The sequence below is a fragment of the Roseococcus pinisoli genome (genome assembly GCF_018413645.1).
GTDB lineage: Bacteria > Pseudomonadota > Alphaproteobacteria > Acetobacterales > Acetobacteraceae > Roseococcus > Roseococcus pinisoli.
The window spans coordinates 88,958-106,488 of the sequence record NZ_JAHCDA010000003.1; the positions used below are offsets into that span (position 1 = coordinate 88,958).

Sequence of the window (17,531 nt, forward strand, 5' to 3'; positions counted from 1 at the left end):
TTGTCAGACGTCGAGTTGACCGGTGGCCATTGGGTCGTGCTCTACAAATTCCGAGAAGTCCGTCGTCCAAGCAAAATTCCAATTGACCCGAAACGATCCTACTTGGCCGCCGCGCCCCTTCACAATCGCCACTTCCCGAGTGTTCGACGTCTCCGTACTGTCGTCTTCCATGATGGCCATCACAATGGAGGACACCTGTGGAATCACATCCGAGTACGCAATATCCTCCATCCCTGGCTTTTCACCTTTGGGCTTCTTCTTGGCGGTCCTGGCGAACTGCCAGGAGGCGACGACGGGGCCTCGCTTGGCGAGCTTCTGCTTGATCAGGTTCGCGTTCAGGGCGACCCGTTTGTAGATGTCGGACTCCTTCGGGTGCGTCAGCATGTAGGCGCCGTCGATGAGGGTCGCGTCTGGCTGCAGCATGGCCTGCAAGGCCGCCACATCGTCGACGGTGCCGGCCAGGTTTGCGTCAAGCACCCAGAAGGGGACTTCCTCATCCTCCAGCCCGCTCAGAGTGACGCGGAAGGCATTGTAGGTCTTGGTCGAAAGCTGCCCGCTGACGACCTGTCCGGCTGCGACCTGGCCGTAGATACCAGATAGCCGCTGCATCACGGCCAATTGGTCGAGCTCCATCGAGACGAACAGGATGCAGAGCTTGTGCCTCCGCCACATGTAGAGCGCGATCCAGAGGAGCAGCCAGGACTTGCCGGCTGCGGGGCGTCCGACAATGGAGATGACGTCGCCCTGGCGGAGCCCTGCGGCCTGCTTATCAAAAGACGGCCAGCCCGATGAAAAGCCCACCGCGCCGCCGACCTGAGCGAGATTGTGGGCTTTGAGGATGGCGGGTGCCGCGTGCCTGAAGTCGTGCAGGTTGCGCTGCATTTGCACCTTGAGGATGCCATTCATGGCCTCCTGCGCGGCGGCGAGCAGTTCTTGCGCAGCGGCGGCGCCTATGTGCTCCTGGATGCCCGTCGCCATGGTCCCCAGAGACGAACGGACGAAAAACTCGGTGAGCTTTTCCTGGTAGAAGCTGGCCGGCTCCAGAGCCTGCGGCAGGTCAATCTTCATGACTGCAGCTATGGTCGATCGATGCGGTAGCTTGCCGTGCGTCGTCAGGTGCCCGGACACGAACGACCAGAGTTTCTGGTCGGGCTCGGTGACGAAGAGCGGAGCCGGATCTCCGACTTCAAGAAGCAGCTCAAGCCCCTTCGGGGAGTCGACAATCGAGGCCACGAAGGACTGGGCAAGTAGGCTCATGCGGGCTGCCCCTGCAGGACGGGGTCTGACCCATCGGGGTGAATTTGGGTGTAGTGCGCCTCGACATGCGACCGGACGAATGGGCCGTAGGCCTTGCTGATCGCGTCCATGCTGGGCGCGGCGAGGACGGTCTGCGCCTTCGGGTCCCGGAACCTCGACAGCAACAGATCGGACATCAGGTCCTTACGCGGCCCGCCTCGTGTGAACTTCGACTTTTCGCCTGGTTCGTCGTCGACGAAATTCGGGATCACGAGGCACGTCGCCCGCAGCTCATCCATCTGCCAAGCCTCGATCGCCTCGGCGAGCGTGAAGAAGCGGCCCCGGATTCGGTTTCGCGTGAGGCTGCCAACCAGGGCCATGCAGCGCTCCTCGACCGAGGGCGAAAAGTCGGCGCCGAGGTAAATCATGCCGGCGATACCCTCGGCTCGAAGTCTGGGGAATCGCTGGGCCCATTCGAGCTCTTGCTGGCCGACATAGCGGCCGAACTTCGCCCAGATGAAGCCCTCGGGTACGCGGCAGTCGTTCACGATGGTGTCCATCATGTGCACGATGCTGGCGTGCTTTTCGACATCGTAGGTGTCGGACACCTCCTTGCTAATTGGCAGAGGAATCATGCGTCGGTGGCCTTCTTGGCCTTCAAGGCGGCGAAGGGGTCGAACGTCTTCTTCTTCCCGAACGAGGTGAAGGCATGTGGGGCGGCCTCGATCTCCTCTGGGGTGATCGGTACGTGCTTCTCCGCCACAACCTTCGGGGTAACCGCCGCCGGGGCAGCAAGCGGTTTGAGTTGCTTCAGCGACGTGGCCATCTTGGCGGCAGCGGCCTTGGCGGCAGCGGCGGCCTTCAGCTCCTCGCGCTTGGCTTCGGCCTGAAACCAGTTCACGGCAGCGTCGATCTGCAGGGCCATCACGTCGGCGACCGGCTTTTCAGAGAGCTTCCAGCCTTCATAGTTCTCCTTCGCGAAGGCCCGGAAGCCGGGCCAGTCGGCGAGGCAGGAGGCCATCACGGCCGAGGCATCCGTCTTCGGTGGCATATGCGCGATGAAGCGCTTCATCAGCGTCTTCGTCTTGGGCGACCATGCAGCGGTGAAACCTGGCGTGCCGGCCCTCCAGACAGCCTCCAGGCTGGCCAGTGGGCTCTTGCCCCCCGAGGCAGCGGCCACGGCCGCCAGCGGTCCCTTGGTGAGCTGCTGGGCCTTCCACCCCTGGGCCAGGGCGGCAACGCCACCGCCTGACGCCTTGGCCTCGTCCTGGGCGGGCTGAGAGCCTTTCGGCGGGGGTGTGGTGGTCGCCATGGCTTTAAGGCCCTCCTTGGCCATCTGAGCGAGCGCGTGCTGCGCACCCGGGTGCACGGCGCTATCGACCTGCATGGCCATAGCGGGCTTCGAGATCACGATCGGGGCAGGAAAGGGGGGCTGGGGAGATTGGACAGGGGGGGAGCTTTGAGCGGTAGAGGACGCCTGGCTGACTTCCCCTGCTTCTGCCTTCGACACGAACCCCGGAGGCAGGGCGCCGGGCGCCGCAGGCGGCTGGCCATCTTCCTTGCTGTAGTTTGGCTGTAGTTCAGGAACTAAGAAGAAAGAATCGGTGTCTGCCACACCTTCGATCGTGTGCTCCGCACCGATTTGATTTTGTGAATCGAGCTCAAAAATGGGTTTGCCTATGGCGATCCAGCCCTCGGTCCGGACCCGCTTGGACGGCCGAACGAAGGACAGGCATCGGTTATTCCAAAGCCCACGAGCCCGCTCGATCAGTCCTCTGGTCTCGAGCTCCCCGACCGCTTTTCGCCACTCCCAGGCGGTGAAGTCGAGTTCCGTGAACCAGATCTTCGACGACCGTGCGATCCACGGCGTCGGATCTCCGGGGCGTAGGGCCTTCGCGCTCGGATACCATGCAGCGATGCGGGCGAAGAGGAAGGCAGCATCCTTCGACAGGCCCATGGCCTGGATGCCCTGCTGAGGTAGCGGCGCCAGCTTCTTGGTGTAGGCCAAATTGTTGGCCTTCGACGTGGTCATCATTTCGTGCATGCGCTCCTCCATGAGCGGGTGATCGGCAGCCTCTAGGCGATGGGTGGCGGCTCGGGCTTCTTCTTCAGGACAGCATCGAGGTCGATCAGGGGTTTGCCGGCGAAGTCATCCGGAAGCTCGCCTTCGTCGGGGGCCTTCAGAAGTTTGATCCACTCGGCTTGGAGCAGGGCCGCCAGCTCCGACGGCGAGTAGATCGACGTCTTGCCTAGGCCAAGGGACAGCCGGTTGGCGACGATGCTCGCGATATCGACCTTCTTGATCTCGTGAAGCATCACGGCGGGCAGGGCGTTCTGCAGTTGGCAAATCGCCAAACCGGTGGAGTGTTTGGAGCCGTGCTTGACCCACGTCAGGCCGGTCCAGTGCGAGTGCCACCCGGACTTCGGGCGGGGGGCTCCAGGTGTGTTGGGGTGGGCGGAGGCCCTGAACCGGCACCCCACAAAGCTGCCCTCATCAACCGAGCAACCGGCCAGAGCCTTGAGGCCCAAGGCGTAGTCACCACAGACATCGACCACAAAATAATCATGAAATCCGGAGGTCCCTGCCATCCGGAGGGACTTGAGATCGTCGGTCATTAATCGGCCTCTGCTGAATGAGAGACATCATCTATTGGGGTCGGCTATGTAGCAATAGTTTAAATACTTAGAAAGTATTATTTTTGATCTAGGATGAGTCCGTCAATGGAGCGGAATAACTCCTTCAATCCCTTGCCATTGTAGACGGACCGATCTTCTTCAATGCCGTCCATGTTTGCTTCTTCACGGGCGTTTCGCGCGTGACGCTTCGGGTGGTTGACCCGCCAGACCTTTCCACCCAAGGCGCGGATGGCGGTGGCCTCGTCTGCTCGCCCTATATCGTCGACCACGATGTTCGCCCGGGGCGGCAAAGTCCCAACTCGCGCCTCCCACCGGCTCAACCAGAACCGATCGTCGAGGCAGAGGCGGCCCCAAGACTCCATCAAGGTCTCGATCGCCTTCGCGGGTGTGACCGGGAGGTCATCGCAACGGCAATGCTGCCGCTGCGGGGAGAAGTAGTCCTCGGCAATTCCGAGGGCTTGCATCATGGCTACGGCGGGCGCCCGGAGAGGTACGAGTCGGAAGCCCCAACGGCGCTCTAGGTAGCGAGCGATTTCGGTCTTGCCGGTTTGCTGGTAGCCCGTGAGCGCGACGATCCGCATTGGTGTTTTCCTTGACGCGCCTCCGTGCGCGAGCGACGCCCGGACACCCCGGACTGCTCTGTCCCTAACCGCCTAAATCGCTGTTTAGAAGAGACATTCCGACTTTGTTGCGCACCTGGGTGCACAGATCATCCAGTCACCCGGGGACGGCCAGGATTTCAGCGCAAGCCGGTGTGCGCAGCGAGGGCATTGGCTGCTTTGATGGTCCAAGCCGTCGGGCTGTCGGTGTCGTTATGGAGCACCAGGTCGAACTCCCGATCCTCGAGGAGGCCGTCCATGCCCCGAGGCTTGGCTCCATCTCGGACGACTTTCACGAGTAGTGCACCCTCCGATCGGAACCGATCGAACTCATTCGGCTGGCGAAGATCGTCGCAGACCACCGGCCGCACCGCGCGCTTACGGCGGGCGACAAGGTTGTCGAGCCAGACATCGTTGTAGAAGCGGTCGCGAATGCCTTGGCCGAGAGCGATCAGAAGATCTGTGGGCGTCTTGCCATGGAGCTCAGGAACCGGGACGTTCTTCACTTCCGGCGAGAACCAGTCGCGGTAGGGGGCAATCGGCCCCAGCACCACCAGCGCCATCTCCCTGATGGGGTCGGCGAGCGACAGTCGGACGAAGCCGACCTCGGTCAGGCTGTTGGCTAGAGTCGATTTTCCGCTGCCACTTGCTGGGCTGTAGAGGGCAATGAACGAGTTCATGGGAGGGCCTTCACGTCGTTGCTCTACCAGCCGCAGAGCCGGCGACCTGTCTCGTTGTGGGCGAGCACATCAGTCGCGGTGGGTCGGGTCAGCACGTCAGCGTCGGCGATCAGAATGGGACGCCAGGCTGCGCAGCTAATTGGGGCGACGCCACTTGCGGCGCAGCTCATCAAGGGGATCGTCAGAGCGAGCAACCTCAGCGTCCACATGGGACCTAACTCCTGCTTGTCGGACTGTGGATTCCGCCTTTTCGAGCGCGTCCGCTTGCGTGGCGCTCTTGCGGCCGGAGCGGTAGACGGTGGCGAGCACGGCCAAGACGGCAACCACCGCAACCATGAAGCCCGTGACACGGGACTTGAGCGCCGCAACGATGATCGCGATCACGGGACCACATCCCATGTTGGCGTCTCTCCGGAGGCCGTCCGACCCTTCACGCGAGAAAGGATCGACCAGACCACGCCCACCAAAGCGAGGATGCCGAATGTGATTGCGATCCAGCCGCCCTCAGCGATCCAGGATCTCGCCTTGTCGACGGTGTCGGCACTGCCCACTAGACCTGCACCCAGCGAGCCTACGGTGGCGAGGCCAGTGACCACATTGCCTCGAATGACCCCCGACGTGCTCAGTGGGGCGATGGCATTGGGGAGGGGGACTCCCGCCGGCCAGCGAATGGCAATCAGCTTCTCCAGACCGTACCGCTCGATGCAGACCTGGTTGCCCTGGTTACCCCCAAGGATGAGCCATTTGCCCTTGTCCTCACCCATGTAGAAGCCGACGTGGTTCCCGCCGACGCGGGAGAACACGACGATCGCCCCGAGGACGGGCTTCTCGAGTTTGGTGCCGTATGTCGCGAAGTCGGCGGCGCGGGCCGACCCACGGCCATTCGAGAGCACCGACGGCAGGGCGGCTTCCTTGAGCACCCAGGAGACGAAGGAGGCACACCAAGCGACCTCATCGGACTTGGCGCCGAGGGTCGTCACTGCATGGTACTGCAGGATGCGGGGGTTCGAGGCCGGACCGGCGATTTCCTTCTGGCCCATCTCGGCCAGCGCAATGGTCACCCACTTCGGATTGCTCATGGCCAACTCCGCATCGACTGTGTCAGCACCTCATGGCGGAAGGGCTGTCAGCCGGGGGCGATGAGTCGGGTGAGCGGTTGGTCTACGACCCGGTGAAGATGCGGCTTAACGCCTGCATAACGGGGTTGCCGGCGGCGGCCGCCCCTAGTGTCGCGACAAACAATGCGACCAGAATATTCAGGCGCCAGGTGATGCCCCTGTAACGCTCGGCACAAACGGCTTCGTGAACGGCTGTGGCCAACCGCAGAGCCGAATCACTCTGCTCTAGTTCACGAATTCGATCGTTAACGTCGGCCATCGAGCTCTCCTACAAGGAGGGGCCAAGAGGCCCCGAGCAATCAGAGAGCTATGCCGCTGCATTCATTGGCGGGCGACGACCAGTAAGAGGCCGGTCGACCTGTGCACCCAGGTGCACGGCCAAGAGGTTCAGTTCACACTAACCCAGAAGAGCGCGGCAGCCACCAGGAAGCCCGCGCCCCACTCCCCCCACTCGGTCGGTCCAGAGGCGAAAGCCTCCACATGAGGGAGCCGGTCCCTCCACCACCAACAGGCCGCATAGACCAATCCGAAGAGACCCCCGGCAACGATCAACGGCCACCAGAGATAACCACCCCACCAAGCGAGAGCGGCCAAAGGGGCAACCGTGACCAGCCCCCAACCCGTCATCTTCATGGTGTCGAGGAGCCGGCTGCCTTCGATCCGACCAATGTCCATTGCATCGCCCCAACGGGCGAAGACTAGGCCAAGCATCAGGCAGATCGCGACGCCTGCCGCGTGCCAACTCAGAAGTGGCACCAGAGGGATTGCGAAGGCGATGGAGCATGCCAGGCGTGCTTTGGTCGTGCCGCGCGGGAGGCGTAGCAACGTCTCCCAAGCCCCCCCTCTGATCCGCCAACAGAAGGCACCCCAGATCGCATACAGGACTGCCGACTTCATCAGAAGGACTAGCGCCACGTGTGAGATCTCCTGCTCTTCAGACGGTCTGAAAGTCGGTGCGTCTGGTCGAGGCCAATTTGCTGGATGTTCGGCTCTATGCCTCGAGCGCTTCGATGCGCGCCTCCAGCGCGGCAATGCGCGCCAGAAGAACATCCTCCACGGAGTCAGCCTTATCGGCCATCTGCTGGAGAGCACGGATGAGGCGCGGCACGGCCCGCTCCGGGTGGAAGGTGATGCGGTAGGCGGTCGATCCATCAGTCAGGGTCGTGGGCCCCGCCTCGAACATCTCCGAGGCATGCTCGATGGCTTGCTGACCGATGACCCCAAGGGGGACGTGCTTCAGTTCGCGGCGGATGTTGCCGACGTAGAGGCCGTCGTCGTTCCAGTCGTACTGCACCATCTCCAGAGCACGGAGGGCAGACAGAGCATCGACGGAGGTGGGACTTACGTTTTCCTTGAAGGCGGAGTCAGACCAAGCCGTAGGAAAGTAGATGGCGTTCTGACCATCGTTCGAGTTGATCGCGAGCGCCCAGGTTCCGCCCCAGTCCAGCATCGACATCCAGCGAAGATGGGCGGAATGCAGCAGGAACTCGGAGGACGATCCGCTCAGGGAGTACTTGAGCGAGCTCTCGGTGTAGCCGAAGTCGATGTACCCCGGGCCGCCGCTCTCCCACAGTTGAACCTTGCGGGCCAGGATGGAATTGCCTTCGTTCTGGGCCCAGCCTCGGGTCGCAAGAACACCGAGGTCAGTGAAATCCACCTGAGCACGCAGACCACTGGAGTCAGTAGACCACCCAAGTCGGACGATATTATCCCCCTGACCCGTGCCGCCGCCTTGGCGGACCGGGGTAAAGCCTAAGTTGGCTTGTTTGCCCGCTAGCCCAGTGTCCACATAATCCTTGCGGGTCAAATGATCGGCGGCGGTGGGCGCCGAAGAGGTCTTCACCGGGCCTGTGAAGGCCGCGCCGCTCAGCCGTGCGACGACCGAACTATCCATGGGGAGATAGTCGGCCCAGCCGTTGGCAGTCGTTCTGATCCGGAGAGCCGAAAGAGTCGTATCGAAGTAGAGGTTCCCCGTCTGAAGAGCCCCGCCCAGAGGATTCGTCGTCGGCGGACCAGAAAGTGCTCCCAGATATTGGGAACGAAACTCATCCCAGCGCGTCTGAGAGGCCGCTGCCGAGGTCGCCGCATCGGTGGCCTTGGTGCTGGCGGTGGCGGCGCTTCCGGCCGCCGCCGTCGCTGAGGCTGCGGCGTCGTTGGCCTTCGTCGTCGCATCGGTGGCCTTTTGACCTGCGAGCGTCGCGCTGCCGGCCGCTGCAGTCGCCGACGTGGCGGCGTTACCTGCCCTGGTGGCGGCGCTGTTGGCACTGGCCTCTGAAGCGGTGGCCCAGTTCGCCGATTCACCTGCGCTCGTCCCGGCGTTGCTGGCGCTGTTAGCGGCTGACGTTGCGGAGGCCGCCGCCGCATTCGCCTTCGTTGTCGCCGTGGTGGCGCTGCCGGCCGCTGCGGTCGCGGAGGTGGCGGCGTCGACAGCCTTTGTCCCGGCCGTTGCCGCACTGCCGGCAGCGGCGGTAGCGGAGGACGCCGCCTCGGTTGCCTTCGTGCTGGCTGTGCCTGCGCTATTGGAGGCGGCAGTAGCTGATGCTGCGGCCTCGCCTGCCCTGGTGCTCGCCGTGCTTGCACTTCCAGCAGCCGACGTGACCGACGTGGTGGCCTCGCTTGCCTTGGCGATGGCTGTGGCCGCGCTGGTGGCGGCCGCTGCGGCTGACGTCGCGGAATCGCCAGCCGTCGTGGTGGCCTCAGCGGCCCTCTGAGCGGCGAGAGACGCGCTGGCGGCGGCCGCCGTAGCTGAGGCCGCAGCGTCGTCCAATTGGTTGTCGATGCTGTCGGCGCTGGCTGCCGCCGAGCTTGCAGAGGCTGCGGCTGCTGCTGCTTTGGTAGTGGCCAAGGCGGCGTCAGCATGAGCGGCGAGGGCGCTGTTTGCCGCCGAGACTGCACTGTTCGCCGCCGCATTAGCAGCCGTTTCCGGGCCTCCAGGCACGCTGTTCCCGGGGTCGTCATCGGGGATGGGCGTGTTTGTCGCGCGGGCCTCCATTTCCCGCTCGGCCGCTCGCGGTGAGGAGCGGGCATTCACAAGGATCGCGGGAGCACTCGGATCGGCTGGCAGCAGCAGGATGGGGAAGTTCGTCGAGCTGCTTTGGGTCACCATGTAGGCTTCGCCGCTCGCGGGGACGAAGCGCGTGAAGAGCAGCATCTCGCCGCGAGCGGTTGCGACGCTCTGAGCGCGGGGGAGAACGTTGTCGATGGCGCTAGGCATCAGTCATTCCCCGGCAACGATATGGCCCGCAAGGCGGCGACAGAAGTCGCCGCCCGAGCCAACGCCTTGGCTGAAAGTCGTTGTGCTTCGATTTTCGTGAGGGCGGTCTTGGTCTCGATCGAAAGCGCCACCACGCGGTCGGCCTTGTCCCTTGTACTGCCCGGACCTTGGACAAGTTCGAGCAACGGGTACGCGCCGGCCGGCGGGTTGAATTCCGGTATGTCGAGAAGCCTCGTGGCCTCTGCCAGACGCTCGGCGTCCATGACGGCGAGAGTGCCCGGGCGCACGTTGCTCGCGGCAGAGGCAGCGTAGCTCTCGATCAGAGCCAGAGTCCGATCTCGCACTGCTTCGATGTCGGGCCCAAGATCAATTCGCACGGATGGTCGCCCCCCAGTTGGACCACGGGATCGGGCACTCGATCCGGATCTTCAGGGTGCCGGTCGCCGAGCTGGTAAGAGCTACCTCGCCGTCGTCGATCGTTACCCAGGGTTGCTGTACCGCTCCTTCAATGCGTAAGCGGGAGCCCGGGGGGATGCCGGAGACCAGCACCTCCGCCTCGCCATCGGCGACAAGGGTCGGGGAGGAGATCTCGATCCCAGGAGACTCACGTTTCCACACCAGGCCATCGGCGACGTAGAAGCCCTCGGGTCCGAGCGAGAGCTGGTCGAGGGTACTCTGGTTGGTCAGTACACGCTGCCGTTCGGCCTGGTCCGGCATGGGGGGTGGCACAAGTCTGATTTCGCCGACGGGGCTATAGCCGAAGCTTCGGATTATGCCGTCTTCGTGATCCACCCAGCAGTCAGACAGAGGCGTTGCGGGGCCAAAAGTCTCGCTCATTTGCGGTACTTGATGGCGTAGATGTTGCACCAACCATTGTAGCGCATCGACATCACTTGGACGACGCTACCGCCCAGAATCATCCAGAGCTGAAAGCTGTGGCCACCTTCTCCGAGATCCCGAACTAGCGCCCGCTTGGTGGACCAACACTCGAAAAACCATTCGCCGGTGCTGTGTTGGTATCGCATCAAAGCGATGCCCCAGTGGGTTTGAAAATACTCGTATGGAACGGCCATGGCTTACTCCCCACCCCCGCCACCGCCATCACCACCACCGCCCTCTTCTGAGTAGGTCACCAGCGTGATGCTCCCGGCGGAGTACATATTGTCGTCGAAAACCAACAGGACCCGGCCCTGCTCACCGGCGTTCACCTGGAGAAACAGATCGGCGATCGGGCGGGTGGCGACATTCCCGTAGCCGGGGAAATTCAGGAGCACGTCGCCGGGTGAATTTGCCACGCCATAAGCCGTCGACATCGACCCGGGGCCGATCTTCTCGGTGCCAATGATCAAATTCGCGACTTGGATCGTCTGCGCGATGATCATCTCCGACGCGAGGTGGTAGGCCCTGATCTGGTAGGCGGCCAACTCGCGCGCGGAGATCGCTCCGGCGGCGATCTTGCCTGCGACGACACTGTCTGCGGCGAGTTCCGTTGCGGAGATCGAGGCCGCGACGATGCGGTCGGCCTGGATTGACCGAGCCCGGACCATACCGCCCTCGATCGTGGTGACCCCGCCAGCCACCCAGAGGCCCACCTCGACCGCGTTTTTCGGAGCTTCCGAGAGCATCGTCTTCGTGAAGAAGACATAAGCATCGGTTTCGCCGGTGCCGATGCCGGCAATAGCGAGCCGCCCAAAAACCGCCCCGGGCGGCGCCACACCGAGAACCGTCGCCCGCGCATAGCGGAAGTCGTACAAAGCCTCGGTTGTCTGGTTGGTGGGCACCTCTTGGCTCGAGGCTGCACCTAGCCAAGTGCCGTTGCCGTCTCGCCACTCGATATCGATCCTGCTCCGGCAACGGTGATTCTGCAGGAGGGCCGCTGCCTGGTAGGTGCGACCTTCAATGACCGTGAATCCGAAGGTCGCGTCGGTTGAGAAAATAGCGCTGAAGGCCCCCCCAACAGGCACATAGCCGGGGGCGAAAAGCTGCCCGCTGCCGTATCCAAGAAGCCTCCATGGGTACGCCGCAGGGCTAAGCGTCGCGGCGCCTGCATAAGCCCCCCCGGACCATACATTCCAACCCGACGTGGCGACGTCGCAGGTGCTGTTCCAGACCAGATTTCCGGAGCCCACCGCGAGCTTTTCGGCGGTGATCGCGCCGGCCGCGATTTTGTTCGCGGTAACGGCACCAGCGGCGATCTTGTTGGCTGTGACAGCCTCGGCGGAAATCTTGCCTGCGACGATGCTATTGGCAGCGAGCTCGTCGGCCGTGATCGAGGCCGCGACGATGCGGTCGGCCTGGATCGTCCGGGCCCGAACCATACCGCCCTCGATCGAGGTCATCCCACCGGCGGTCCAGGGCCCTACCTCGACCGCGTTGCTCGGAGCTTCCGAGAACAAGGTCTTGGTGAAATAGACGTAGGCGTCGGAAGCGCCGGTCCCGTGACCGGTGATGGCCAGCATGCCGTAAGCAGCGAGCAGCGGCGCCACACCAAGCACCATCGCCCGAGCGTAGCGATCGTCGAACCGCCCATCGGCAGCCTGATTGGTAGGCACCTCGTCGCTTGATGTAGCGCCTATCCAGGCGCCGCTACTGTCTCGCCATTGGATTTCGAGATGGCCCCGGCAACGGTGATTCTGCAGGAGGGCAGCGGCCTGGTAGGTGCGGCCGGGCGTGACCGTGAAGCCGTAGCCGGAATTGGCCAGGAAGTAGGCGCTGAGAACCCCGCCGATTGGCACGATGCCCGGGGCGAATAGCATGCCGCTGCCATAGCCATCGAGCCTCCAAGGGGGCGCTGCAGGGCCGAGCGTCGCAGTCCCCGTGTAAGTGCCACCAGCCCATGAACCCCAGCCCGTGGCAGCCACGTCGCAGGTGCTGTTCCAGATCTGGTTCCCGGAGCCGACGGCAAGCGCCTCGGTGGTGATCGCGCCTGCCGCGACCTTGCTCGCCGTAACGGCACCTGCAGCGAGCTTCTCGGTGATGATGGAGCCGGCCGCGAGCTTATCCGTGGAGATAGCGTAGGTTGCGAGTTGCCGAGCTGTGATCGCACCATCCACGACCATGCTGCCATCAGTGGCTAGGACGACCTGGACGTCACTCACAACTGCCACGCCAGCCCAGGCTGACCCACCCGTGTTGTAAACGACCAGTCGGAAGGAATTGGCGTTCATCGGTCCAGTGACCTGGACGTCCTTCATCACCCCTCGAGGGTCGCTATCCTCGTCAGACCAGGACAGAACGGCTCCGCTAATGTAGCCGCCGGCCACGTCGAAAAATTGAAGTCCTACCGTGACGAGCTGTTCTGGGTTTGAGTTGCGGCCCCGTGCACGCAGCCGCAGGGCTTCCCCAGCAATCGCCTGCGACACGGGCGAAGAGACTGGCGTGTTGATCTCGTGTCGAGCGTCCCCTGTGAACGCCGCGTCGGAAAGCACGGCTGCGCGGCTCACCCCCAGAAGGGCCGCTTCGTTACTGCCTGCAGCCTCTTGGATGGACCAACCATCGGGATCAGCGGCCCAATAGGCCGGGTCGATGAAAAACCTATCGGGGTTGATGCTGCCGGGGCCAATGTAGAGCTTGGAGGCCGTGACGGAGCCGAGCGCCAGGGCATAGGTGCCGACCGCTGCCTCTGCGATCTTGCTCGCGACGATCGCCCGATCCGCAATTTGCTCCGCGCTGAGCTCACCCGCGATCTTCGCTGCATCGAGATCTGCGATCTGCTCGCTCGTAAGCTGGCCGGAGATTTTATCAGCGTCGAGCTTCTCGATCTGCTCACTGGTGACCTGGCCAATAAGCTTGGTGGCGTCGAGATCTGCGATCTGCTCATCCGTAAGCTGGCCGGAGATATCGGCGGCTGGAACCTCAGCGGTCCACGTGCCATTCACCCGTCGGTAGAGCCGGCCGTCTTCCTTGTTGAAGGCGACTGTATTTTCCGGCCGGTCCTCGTCGAGGTTTTCGAGCAATTCCACCGGCATGATGCCGGCGGCGAACTTCGCCGTGTCGAGGATGCCGTCCCGGATGTCGGCGGCAACGAGATAGGACGTGCGGACACCGAAGGGTCCTACCCACGGGCTGAACTGTCCGAACACGTCGACCGAGCGGACCCGGTAGTACCAGACGTGGCTTGCGGCCAACCCTGCATGGGTGAAGTTGGTGCCGGCCGTCTCTCCGATTTTGGTGAAGGTGCCGTCCAGGGGCGCGCTGGGAAGATTGTCGTAGGGGCCGTCCCCTGCGTTATCGAACCCCAGACCGGATGCCTGCACTTCAACGGCACGAATGAAGCGACCTGCTGGGTGCGCCCAATTGAGGGTGTTCTGGCGAATGCCTCCGGTGATCGAGATGGCGGTGGGCGTCTGGGGCGGATCGGTCAGGCCGTCGACATTGATCTGGCTGGTGGAAACCCACCCCGAAACCTGGCCCTCGTCACCGACTGACCGTACTTGGAAGCTGTAGACCGCAGGCGACAGGGTCTCGAACGTAAAGCTGCTGCCGACCGTACTGCCCTGGGCAAGCACGATACCTTCAGAGATTGCCTGGACCTCAAAGCCCCGCAACCGGTTGTCATTGAGCGGCGGGCGCCAGGAGAAGATCACCCGAACTAGGGACGTCACGCCCGTACCCGTCACATACTCGTCGACCTGTAGATCGGTCGGGGCGGACAGCATGCCGCCACGAGGCAGATAGATCGTTGACGGCGGCTGATCGAGGCGGATGCCGAGTTCGACCCACGAGTATTTCCCAGGGTCGTGGTAGAGGCTGATGATCTCGATGACGTTGGGTTCAACCTCCAGTACCGTGACTACACGGAACTGACGGGGCGCGATCGTCGCGTCAGACACCACCCACATGGCGTCTGGCAGAGGTGTCTGGGACAGCGCCGTACCCCACGTCAGGGTGGTATGGATGCCGGCCGGGTTGTTCACTACGCGGGATTCAAGCGTGCCGTTGGGCAGCATCACTCGGATGGTGCCGCCGGCTGCACCCAGGGTGACCGGCGCATCGACCACCATGCTGACCGTGGTCGCGGAGACGACACGACCGCCTTGGCGAATGCCCGCGAGGTTCTCGTCGGCAACGTAGACGATGTCACCGGGGCGGAGGTCGAACTGGTCGAGCGACGCCTTCCAAGAGCAGGTCTCGGTGCTCTCATTCTCGGTGAACAGGGCCCACTTGCCCATGCGATGCGCCTGGCCCCGGCTCGTGCAGCCGTAAGCCATCACCTCCGTCTGCCGCACGCCAATCTTGTCGATGTACTCGCCGGCCTCGACCGGTTCGATGTCCGGGCCGTAGCCGAGGTCCGGGTTGTTCCACGTCACTAGGGCATAGGTATGCCGCGACTTGAGAGCAGTGCCCTCGTAGGTGAAATTACCGGCCAGAACGTTGGCGTTGGTGACCAGCTTCACGGGATCGGCCGGCATATCCGCGACGACCTGGATCGCCCCGGCGCCCCAATAGAGCATCCCCCGGAACGAGGAGGCGACCGACTGCAGGACCTTGAAGGCATCCTCGCGCGTGTTCAGGATGCCGTTGAAGGTATAGCGCGGCTCGTAACCACCGAAGCCATCGGGGACAGTGCCATCGCAGTAGACCGCGATGTTGTAGAGGCCCCATTTATCGACATAGGACTCAGGGATATGGCGGCCGAGACCGACGCGCCTGTCGGTCAGCAGGTCGTAGAGAATCCAGGCCGGGTTATTGGTCCAGGCTTCCTTGAACGAACCATCCCAGACGCCCGAATAGGTCCTGGCGGTCGGGTCGTAGTTGGTGGGGACCTTGATGAGCCGGCCGTCGATCTCATAGCCCCGCGACGGGATGCTTGAGCCAAACAACTCCGAATCAAAACTGCCCAAGGCATAGGCCGTATCCGGGTAGATCATCCGGGCCGACGTGATGGCGAAAGCCGGGCCGCAGACCGTCGCGTTGACGAGTTTGCTAGAAGTGCTGTCGTCCGTGATGCGGGTCCAGCGGACGATCCACGGACCTTCGCCAGGCAGATCGAAGAGATAGTCTTTCTGAAAGACGGATGTCGTCTTCCCGGTGATCGTGTCATCGACCACCATCAGATAGGTGCCCCCGAAAGGACGGACGTGGCACTGCACCTGGACCGACGTCGGGTCCATGTTGCCGTTGTCCTTGGTAACCACCAGGCCCTGGATCTGAATGGATACCCGAGCCGAGCTGTACTCCCCGTCAGGGATGCTGAAGGAGATTGGCCCTGGGGCGCCCTTCTTGATGGGGGTGCCGGCAGGCGTGCCCATAACCGGGGTCTCGACGTGGTCGAGGCCGTCGAGTGCGGTTTGAGACGGATTTCCACCCATCACGCTGAATGACACACCCGGGAAATTGGCCGAGCCGTCTTCCTGGTTCAGCCACGGAGTGCCGTTGAAATAGATCGACTTGCCGTCGCCCTTCGCTAGACCCTTGATTGGGCCTTCGGCGAGAACGTCGAGGATAACGGCGGTCCCCTTCGCTTGAAGGGTGTTGGCGCTCTCAACGCCGCCGGCCGAGCCCGGGCTACCTCCTTTACTCACGAGAAGCCCGCCCAGATGAAGCCATCTCCGTTGTCGCCGCCCGTTGGGGAGACCTGCTCAGACCGGATGGAACTGGAGGCGACCACCGAACCAACTCGAAACCGGCCGTAGACGAGAGGCACCGGACAGCCCTGCACGGCGGTATTAGTGACGCCTTGGAACAGGAAGCTCGGTCGCCCATCGACGGCCTCATGGGCCTGGGGAGCTTTTGGCGATGGCGAGAGAAGCTGGGATACCCCGGCGAAAAGCATCGTCGCGCCGAACAGGGCCACACTCGACATGCTGACGCCCATGACCGAGGTCGCGCCCATCGCGGCGCCGAAGCCAGCTATCGACCCGGCCTCCAGAGCAGCAGCACCCGCGAGCGAAGCGCCGGCTGTGAACACCGCAGCGGCAATCAGCACCACACCAAGGACGATCTTCACGCCGGAACTGCCCCCGCTGCCGCCGCCAGAGCCTTCGACCACCGGCCGCAGATGCAGGGAATGCCGGGGTGCCATAGGCAGCCGTAGGTCAGCCTCACCAAGGCCGTGCCCTTTCTCGAGCTCGCCCTTCACGATGTGAAACGAGCCTGGCTGCAGGGCGCTGCGAAACTTCGGGAACTGCGAAATGAGGGCGCGCACGGCCTCGGCCGGGGAGGCGACGTCCAGGCGAAAGTGTGGGCCGAACTCTCGTGCGAGGCGTCCGTGCAGGTAGATGTCACGCAATGGCGGGGGCCCCCTCCAGCCGAGGCCTCGGAGGCCGGAGGGCGAGCCGCACGCTGTTCGTCCAGCGCGCCAGAGGCTCGCGGTAGGACAGGTGGTTCTCCAGGTGATGCAGGATCAACCCACCCTCACCGAGGAAGATAGCCGCGTGGTTCGGGACGTCAGCGCGGATGCAGAGGAAGACGGCATCACCGGGCTGCATGTCGGTCAGCTCGATCTTTTCGAAGCCGGCGCTCTTCCACCGGGTGCCGTAGGGATCAGCGCCTCGGCGCCAGAAGCCCGACGCACGGGCCACCTCATCCATCAGGAATCCGTGGTGGAGCTGGTAGTAGTCACGGGCCAGCGAGAAGCAGTCTCCGGCCCCGTCCGTGCCCGTCGGACCCCATCGGAAAGGCCGGGCGATCAGTGGCGGTAGATCGTGGTCCTGCCAGACGCCGTCCCCCCACCAAAGCACCGGTAGGGGCGTCAGGCCGTCGACAGGGTCGTGATGCACCGCGCAGATGCCCCAGATGAGATCTCCGTCTATCTGGCGCTGCTGGTCGAGCTCCGAGGGCGTCAGGCTTCCGCCCGGGTGCGAGTGCACGATGGCGAAAATTGGCCGGTGAAGGGCGAGTTCCTCTTCGGAGATTGCGAAGTTCTTCAGTGGGTCATCGGCGACGTTTGCGCAGCGGACATACCCCTGCGCGGTGACCACGCCGCACGCCTCCTGCGGGTGCATCTCCACAGCGTGCTTCTGGATAGCGGCCTCAACGGCAGCGCCAAACGGCTGGGGGCGGACGAAGGAACTGGCCATGGAGCCAGTTGTGCGTCCGGAGTCCT

The 17,531-nt window shown here is 63.4% G+C and carries 16 protein-coding genes; all 16 read right to left on the reverse strand.

Annotated elements, in window-relative coordinates; all coding sequences use genetic code 11:
* Window positions 1–3: 3 nt before the first annotated feature.
* The 16 genes from KHU32_RS15365 to KHU32_RS15440 all read right to left on the reverse strand — a co-directional run bounded on the left by KHU32_RS15365 (window position 4) and on the right by KHU32_RS15440 (window position 17,505).
* A complete protein-coding gene (locus KHU32_RS15365; protein WP_213671036.1) occupies window positions 4–1,257 on the reverse strand; it encodes a DnaB-like helicase C-terminal domain-containing protein in 1,254 nt (417 codons plus the stop codon).
* Window positions 1,254–1,844 carry a hypothetical protein gene (locus KHU32_RS15370; protein WP_213671037.1) on the reverse strand — a complete coding sequence of 197 codons (591 nt, stop codon included), beginning with the start codon at window positions 1,842–1,844 and terminating at the stop codon, window positions 1,254–1,256. The genes KHU32_RS15365 and KHU32_RS15370 overlap by 4 nt, the downstream gene beginning before the upstream one ends.
* A gap of 23 nt (window positions 1,845–1,867) precedes the next feature.
* Window positions 1,868–3,280 (reverse strand): hypothetical protein, encoded by a 1,413-nt coding sequence (locus tag KHU32_RS15375; protein WP_213671038.1) that lies wholly within the window; start codon window positions 3,278–3,280, stop codon window positions 1,868–1,870.
* Window positions 3,281–3,312: 32 nt separating this feature from the next.
* Complete coding sequence (locus KHU32_RS15380) at window positions 3,313–3,852, reverse strand: hypothetical protein (protein ID WP_213671039.1); 540 nt, start codon at window positions 3,850–3,852, stop codon at window positions 3,313–3,315.
* A 77-nt stretch (window positions 3,853–3,929) separates the two neighbouring features.
* Window positions 3,930–4,454, reverse strand: a complete 525-nt coding sequence (locus KHU32_RS15385; protein WP_213671040.1) for a hypothetical protein — start codon at window positions 4,452–4,454, stop codon at window positions 3,930–3,932.
* A 158-nt stretch (window positions 4,455–4,612) separates the two neighbouring features.
* Window positions 4,613–5,152: a nucleoside/nucleotide kinase family protein gene (locus KHU32_RS15390; RefSeq protein ID WP_213671041.1), complete on the reverse strand. Its 540-nt coding sequence runs from the start codon at window positions 5,150–5,152 to the stop codon at window positions 4,613–4,615.
* Between the two features lie 135 nt (window positions 5,153–5,287).
* A complete protein-coding gene (locus KHU32_RS15395; RefSeq protein ID WP_213671042.1) occupies window positions 5,288–5,536 on the reverse strand; it encodes a hypothetical protein in 249 nt (82 codons plus the stop codon).
* A complete protein-coding gene (locus tag KHU32_RS15400) occupies window positions 5,533–6,231 on the reverse strand; it encodes a TIGR02594 family protein (protein ID WP_213671043.1) in 699 nt (232 codons plus the stop codon). The genes KHU32_RS15395 and KHU32_RS15400 overlap by 4 nt, the downstream gene beginning before the upstream one ends.
* 82 nt (window positions 6,232–6,313) lie before the next feature.
* On the reverse strand, window positions 6,314–6,529 hold the full coding sequence (locus tag KHU32_RS15405; RefSeq protein ID WP_213671044.1) for a hypothetical protein: 216 nt from the start codon (window positions 6,527–6,529) through the stop codon (window positions 6,314–6,316).
* A gap of 732 nt (window positions 6,530–7,261) precedes the next feature.
* Complete coding sequence (locus tag KHU32_RS15410; RefSeq protein WP_213671045.1) at window positions 7,262–9,484, reverse strand: tail fiber domain-containing protein; 2,223 nt, start codon at window positions 9,482–9,484, stop codon at window positions 7,262–7,264.
* Window positions 9,484–9,861, reverse strand: a complete 378-nt coding sequence (locus KHU32_RS15415) for a hypothetical protein (RefSeq protein ID WP_213671046.1) — start codon at window positions 9,859–9,861, stop codon at window positions 9,484–9,486. Before KHU32_RS15415 ends, KHU32_RS15410 begins: the two co-directional genes overlap by 1 nt.
* Window positions 9,851–10,321 (reverse strand): hypothetical protein, encoded by a 471-nt coding sequence (locus KHU32_RS15420; RefSeq protein WP_213671047.1) that lies wholly within the window; start codon window positions 10,319–10,321, stop codon window positions 9,851–9,853. The genes KHU32_RS15415 and KHU32_RS15420 overlap by 11 nt, the downstream gene beginning before the upstream one ends.
* The gene (locus tag KHU32_RS15425; protein WP_213671048.1) at window positions 10,318–10,557 is read right to left on the reverse strand and encodes a hypothetical protein; all 240 of its coding nucleotides are present in this window, start codon (window positions 10,555–10,557) and stop codon (window positions 10,318–10,320) included. Before KHU32_RS15425 ends, KHU32_RS15420 begins: the two co-directional genes overlap by 4 nt.
* A 3-nt stretch (window positions 10,558–10,560) precedes the next feature.
* Window positions 10,561–16,008, reverse strand: coding sequence for a host specificity protein J (locus KHU32_RS15430; RefSeq protein WP_213671049.1), 5,448 nt, complete (start codon window positions 16,006–16,008; stop codon window positions 10,561–10,563).
* Window positions 16,005–16,715, reverse strand: a complete 711-nt coding sequence (locus KHU32_RS15435; protein ID WP_213671050.1) for a tail assembly protein — start codon at window positions 16,713–16,715, stop codon at window positions 16,005–16,007. Before KHU32_RS15435 ends, KHU32_RS15430 begins: the two co-directional genes overlap by 4 nt.
* Window positions 16,708–17,505: an NlpC/P60 family protein gene (locus tag KHU32_RS15440; RefSeq protein WP_213671051.1), complete on the reverse strand. Its 798-nt coding sequence runs from the start codon at window positions 17,503–17,505 to the stop codon at window positions 16,708–16,710. The genes KHU32_RS15435 and KHU32_RS15440 overlap by 8 nt, the downstream gene beginning before the upstream one ends.
* Between the last annotated feature and the right edge of the window lie 26 nt (window positions 17,506–17,531).